Origin of the sequence: Sphaerisporangium sp. NPDC049002, from assembly GCF_040649355.1 — a bacterium.
GTDB lineage: Bacteria > Actinomycetota > Actinomycetes > Streptosporangiales > Streptosporangiaceae > Sphaerisporangium.
The window spans coordinates 1-6,543 of sequence record NZ_JBEZFH010000303.1; the positions used below are offsets into that span (position 1 = coordinate 1).

General features: G+C 60.8%; 2 protein-coding genes. Both read right to left on the reverse strand.

The annotated features are described in order from the left end of the window. Nucleotides 1-296 precede the first annotated feature (296 nt). Nucleotides 297-881: a DUF6461 domain-containing protein gene (locus AB0B89_RS33835; RefSeq protein ID WP_358561011.1), complete on the reverse strand. Its 585-nt coding sequence runs from the start codon at nt 879-881 to the stop codon at nt 297-299. 67 nt (nt 882-948) lie between these two features. Further along, the gene (locus tag AB0B89_RS33840; RefSeq protein ID WP_358561014.1) at nt 949-5,436 is read right to left on the reverse strand and encodes an Ig-like domain-containing protein; all 4,488 of its coding nucleotides are present in this window, start codon (nt 5,434-5,436) and stop codon (nt 949-951) included. Nucleotides 5,437-6,543 lie beyond the last annotated feature (1,107 nt).

Below are 6,543 nucleotides of genomic sequence, written 5' to 3' on the forward strand. Positions count from 1 at the left end.
GGCGTCGGCGGCCTGTGCGCGCGCGATCGCTCCGGCGGCGGCCTGCTCGGCCTCCACCCGGGCGCGGCGGGCCAGCTCGGCCGGCACCCCCGGGGCACCGGAACTTCTGATGCCTCGATGAAGGGCGGCGCCCACGAACGCCGCGACACCGGACACAGCGGCCCGCTCCCACCGGCTGTGCCTGGTCGACCAGGGCCCGCCGGTCCTGCTGGCCCCAGGTCCGTCCCGCTGGCTGCGCCTGCTCCACGACCTCGTCCGGAACGCCTCGGCGCAGGGCGCTCCCAGCAAGCAGATGATCAGCGGATCAGGTAACGGATATGCTGACGTTCGAGCCACTCCTGATCGAGGCGCACCCCTGTGAAACGTTGAGCGAGGGCAAGGGCGCTGGCCTTCCATTCATCGGAATCGACGTCGCCGAAAATTGACAAACCGTTCAGATGCTCATCGAGAGCAGGCGGAACTGGCCCGTTCCGCTCGTCCAGCCAGCGAACAACGTAAGAGCCGTGTCCGTTATGGTCATAGGCAACACGATGATGAGACCCAGCGGCGATGAGTACAGAAACAGCATCTCCAGAGCGGGCAAGTCCTCCGATGACCTGGTCGCCCATACCCCGCCATCCGTATGGCTCCATGGCTATGTTCCACGAGCCCGCCACACCGAAGAGAACCACATTGCCTTGACTGCTGCGCTCGATTTCCTCGAATGCCTCCCCGTAAGCATCAGAGTAGGACATCCGTTCGGCGGATCGGAGGTCCGCACCGAAGACCGAAGCGGCTGCTTCGACATCACAAGCGTTGAACCAGGTAAGACACGTGCCTTCGTCGATAAGCCAGTTCTCTTTCAGGAATTCCTTATAGTAGGAGATCAACTCATCGGACATGACTTCACCCTTAGCGGCTAATGGGGTCGGTTGCCCGGAAAGCTCTTCGGGGCAACCGGCCACCTAGTTAGTAATTAGGTATTTTGACATAGAAGCTCTCGAAGGGATGCCAACGGAACACGCCGTCGACATCGGACCCGAATACCCTGAAGGTCTGCCAGAACCACCTGAGCTTCCTTCCAACGCTCTGATTGTGGTCCCAGAAGATATAGTCTACCGCGACATTTCGATTTCCGTCTTCCTTTGACCCCTCATGAGATGCCGCGAAGGGAAATTCATCGCAGTCCCGGTCGAGCGGCTTGGGAAGGTTTCCCAGGTCGACGAGCATCTGGGCACAGTAGGTCTTGGACAGTGCACGGTTTGCCTTGTCGATCTCTATGCTAGCCGTCCTGTGAAGCGGTCCCGTCTTGGGTGTTCCCGGGATCACTTTGGGCTCATCCGTCTTCTTGGGGTAGGTGTCTTTCGTCTCTTCGAGTGCCCGCCGGATGAGATCGGCGGACTCGTTCATGACCGGATGGCCATTCTTGTACTCGTAGATCATCGGGACTTCGAAGGTGGGAATAAACTCTCCGAAGACGCAGCCTCCGTAGTAGTCCTTGATCTGTTCCGAGGTGTCGCAGCGCACGGGTTCGTCCGCCATCTTGGTGTTGATGTATACACCACGCTGATTGGCGTGCGGAGGCACGATCAGCTGAGGAGTGAACGTGCATACGCTGAGTTTATGAGGGCCGCGACTTGCGTTCTTGTTCGAGAGATACTCGAAGTATTCCTGAGGCGAGTTACGCCATTCGGCTAGCGTGACATTGCGGCCACCCGCCAGCTGCTGACAGTCCATTCCAGCGGAAGCCGCTGCCGGCATCTGGACACCCAACAGCGTGGAGTCCGGCCAGAGGTATGATCCGGTCCCGCTGGCTTTTATTTTGTCCACGCGTGCCCAGATGTGAACCGTCCTGCTATTGATGCCACCGTTGTTTTGGTCAACCTCCGCCCCTGCAGTCCCCTTTCTACCGCCAGCAAAAGTATGTCCCGCGACGCTGAAAAGGAACTCTAGCTTACCCTTCACTTTGTACTTGCAGCCGCAGGGGTCTCGCAGGTCCTGCACGCGCGCCTTGCCGACCGTGCGTACGGAGCACCAGTTGTAACTATCCCTTACCCAGCCGTGTGGGTAATTCTTCCGGTCGGTCGCTTCAGGGCGCCCCCAGCAATCTTCGAATTTGATGCGGTTACCCGACCACGTTGGGGAAGGACCGCTTAGGGCCGCTCGCGTTGTCGCAGCGGCTGATCGAGAACTGGCGGCTGACCTCGTGGCGGCTGCGGCTGACGTCGTCACGACAGGCGTATTCATATCGCCCTGGATCTGCGCAGCATTCAGGCTGCGGTTATATACGCGGACTTCGTCGATGAGGCCGCTGAAGAACTCCCCCCACTTGGTGTTACCTCCGAGGCGCAGGGCGCCGCCGTCGTCCACCAAGCTGCCGGTCATAGGGAGCTGGCTGACCTGAGTGCCGTTGACGAAGAGACGCGCCATGGTGCCGTCGTAGGTGACGGCCACATGACTCCAGGTGTTCACCGGCAGTCCAGTGGTGCCATTGAGGATGTTGTGACTAGCGGCATCCGGCTTGAGTAGCCATGCCGAAGGAACAGTGCCATTGGAGGCGTACAGGCCGTATGCGGAGCCGTTGACATGGTCCTTCATCATCACGGTGCGGTAGCCGCTGATGGAGGTTGGGTTCACCCACGCCGACAGGGTCATGCCACCGGTCAACCGCAGCGAAGAACTGTGCGGAACTCTCACCGAACTACCGCTGGAATCGTTGAACGCCAATGCCTTACCATACTTGCCGTTTACCCAGGTGGTGTTCGTCGTGGTGCCGGTGTTGTTCTGCCCAGATGCGTCGGACACCGTCGTGCCCGTCCCCTCGTTCATCCCATACGCTGCAACCAGCCCTGAATTCACGGTGCTGAACGACCACGAGTGTGGGGTCATGACATTGCCGGAGAAATCCTTAGCGCCACTCACCTCCACGGTGTACGTGGTGCCCTGATTAAGTGATTGAGAGGGAGTGAAGGTCAGCACCTTGCCGGCAGTGTCCATCTGGGTTGTTCCGGTGACCATGCTGGAGGCCGGGCCGGTTACCGCGACCTGAGCATCCAACACCTGCTCGCTGAACTTGACCGTTACCGGCGTGGTGACCGGAACACCCGAGGCGGCGTCACCCGGAATGGTCTCGGTGACCGTAGGGGCTGTGGTGTCCGGCGGCGCCGTGGTGAACGACCACGAGTGTGGGGTCATGACATTGCCGGAGAAATCCTTAGCGCCACTCACCTCCACGGTGTACGTGGTGCCCTGATTAAGTGATTGAGAGGGAGTGAAGGTCAGCACCTTGCCGGCAGTGTCCATCTGGGTTGTTCCGGTGACCGTGCTGGAGGCCGGGCCGGTTACCGCGACCTGAGCATCCAACACCTGCTCGCTGAACTTGACCGTTACCGGCGTGGTGACCGGAACACCCGAGGCGGCGTCACCCGGAATGGTCTCCATGACCGTAGGGGCTGTGGTGTCCGGCGGCGCCGTGGTGAACGACCACGAGTGTGGGGTCATGACATTGCCGGAGAAATCCTTAGCGCCACTCACCTCCACGGTGTACGTGGTGTCCGGTGTCAGTATGGCGCTAGGAGTGACACTGAACACGTCACCTGCTGGATTCGCGGTTAGCGTCCCTGCAAGGGCGGTGCCAGAGGCGTCTTTGACGACCATCTGCGTGCCAGTAACCCGTTCACTGAAGCTGGCCGTTATGTAAGCCGACAACGGGACATTCGCAGCATCCTTTGTCGGATATGTCGCCACCACCCCCGGCGCGGTAGTATCAATCTCTGGGTCATCTTCCAGCGGGGGTTCGGAGGGAAACTCATCGCTGCTTACCGAGAAGGTGGCTTTCGAGTTCGCTTGCCGGGACGCGGCTTCCTCTACGGAAACAGGCTGAGGTTGCAGGATGTCGGTGAGCGGAACCTGGTTGGCCAGGACTTCTTCGTAGCTAGGGAGGTTGTTGTCTGGTTCCCCATCCCGCTCGTAGGCGATGTCGAATTCCGGCGCGGGCTCGAAGTCGACGAAAAGCAAGGGCTGGTGGGGCTTTCCCTCACAGAGAGTGCCGTTGTTACAGACCCGGTACTCGGTGGTCCGATAGCGGCGCCAGTTGGTGAGGTCGGATTCGTTGCCAGCGGTGAGCTGGAAGCCGTAGTTGGGTTGGCCGTCTGCCCATGCTTGGACAATGGTGTTGACCGAGTGGTAGAGGTCCCACTCGTAGTTCATGTAGGTCTTGGTGCAGTCGGGGCTGTAGGCGCCGTATTCGGTGTCAGCGCCGGTAGACGTCACCGAGGGCTGGTTATCCCAGGTCAGTGTATTGGGAGACCAACTGCTGGTGATCCGGCGGGCGGTGATGCCAGATCCAACGCTCGTCCCGCAGTCGTTGGACAGATGGTTCCATAATACTAGGTCGGCGTTTTGGACCTTGCCACCCCGCAGTGAGGAGTCGGCGGGAATGTCCTCGAAGCCGATGTAGCTGCGCCAGCGGACCGTTCCCGAGTTGGACTTGCCCACCAGGATGCGGTCCAAGAGTTGGTTGTCACGGCTAATGGGGTATGCGGCGTTGTTGACGAAGGTGTCGGAGACGACCTTGGGGGCCCACCAGTCGGAGGTGGCGGCGGCTACTGTCACCGGATAGGTGACTGCGGGGTCGGCCAGGAAACCGGCATCGGGGGTGAGGACCAAGGTGGAGCCGCCTGCAGTCTTCTCCAGGCTCGTGGTGGCCTTGCCCGCCCTGCCCTCATCCGGTCCGCTACTGGAGTCAGTGGCCACCGCATCGACCATCATCGTCGTGGAGATGTCGAGGATATCCTCGTTGCCCTTGCCGGTGTTTTTAACCAGCATGGTTTTGCCCGAGGTGTTTTTGAAGGCGAAGTTTGCGGGCAGATCGATCGGAACACGCAGTGTCAGCGGTTTGACAGGGCGTTGCCGGATCACGATCTGCTGACGGAACCCGGTCGGGGTCGCAGTTACAACCAGATCAGTGCCGATGCCGTATGCAGAAGCGAACTCGGCACGGTTGCCTGATAGGCGTGGGGTGGGCAGCTTTTCAGGGGCGAAGACCTGGGCCTTGTCATCCTCTCCGTCAGACCTGGCCGGATCGGTGCTGGCCTTCAGCAAGTCGGTCTTTCCGCCATAGGACAGGACCAGGTCCGACTTCGCCACCCGCGGCTTGACCATGTTGCCCTGTACGACCAGCGTCGTGTCGATAGCCTCCCAGGCGCCGTTTCGCTTAACCCGGACGGGTGAGGTCGACATCTCCATGTGCAGAGTCTTGCCGTCGGGATTGGCAAACGTGGTCGAGGTCTCCGAGCGGTAAGAGGTGATCTCGACTCGCTTATTCTGCTTTTTGGCCTCCCGCTTGGCTAACTCAACGGGGTCAACCTCCGCGGCAGCTACTGGAGGCGTGGGCGATGGCGCCGGGGCCGCGGAAGCAGGAAGGGAGCCGGTGCCGATCAGCAGCGATGTCGCCATCGTCGGCACAGTGAGAAGCGCCGTCCGGCGGCGTAAGGTGCCAGCCCTCGGTGTGGGGGTGGATCTTCCTGACAGGTTCACTTAACTCCTGATCAGTAGGGGGTGTAACGATCCAACTGATCAGAACATCACAATGATCTCGCAGCAATATGACAAGAATCACTCACAAGTTTCCAATTCGCCTGTAACACCCCAAGGCCGACAGATGATCATGCCGCCGCTCAGCCCGCGAAGGGCTCGGTCAATCCTGGTGAGGGAGTCCCCCTGCGCCAGGCTCAAATGGGACAGACAGCGAGTAAGCTCTCGGTGTGGCATAAGTAGGGCGAACCCTGGTGTAGCAGACTGTGACGATGACGAAGCACGACCTGGAGGCCGGAGGGCCTCGGGCTGATCGACCCAAGCGGCGACACTTCCCGGCAGAGTACAAGCTGCGAATCGCTTGGAGACGATGTCCGAGGGCGCGGACTCGGAGAACTCGTAACCGAGCTTCGCGCCGAAACTTGCGAACAACTCGAACCCCACGTTGGCATCCAGCGATCCTGCACGCTGACCGGCATCAACCGATCCACCCTGTATCGGCAACGCCGGCCGGAAGAGAAGAAACCGGCATCGGTGCGGCCGGCTCCGCCGAACGCGTTGTCCGAGGAGGAATGCGAGGAGCTGATCAGGATTCTCAACAGTTCCGAGTTTGCCCGCCGTAGCTCACACACCAGCGACTCCACCTGCGCCGGCATCTGCGACGGCGAACAATCCGGACGACGCGACCGATCCGTCAACCCAGCGAGACCCAACTCCCGATAACCTCAGTGACACTCGCCCCGGCGAGCACCAACAGCCCGGCGCGATAGCGCTGCTCAACAACGGACAAATCGACCAGCGCCATTCCCCGACTCCCCGAACCGCGCCGCACACCAACGACGCATCACGAGAACCCGGAACACGGCACCGGTGTCAATCAAGCATGTCCCGGGACTCCACTGTCAAGCATGTCCCGGGACAGGACAAGGGACAGGACAGGGACAGGACAGGTATCTTGCCGAGTTGAGCTCTTAGGGATCAAGCGGCGGCGCGCCGCGCCGCCGTAGCGGCCCGCCGGCGCCCGCCGTC

Coding starts and splice junctions, on each gene's coding strand:
- AB0B89_RS33840 (WP_358561014.1), bottom strand. CDS start 5,436: ATGGCGACATCGCTGCTGATCGGCACCGGCTCCCTTCCTGCTTCCGCG.
- AB0B89_RS33835 (WP_358561011.1), bottom strand. CDS start 881: ATGTCCGATGAGTTGATCTCCTACTATAAGGAATTCCTGAAAGAGAAC.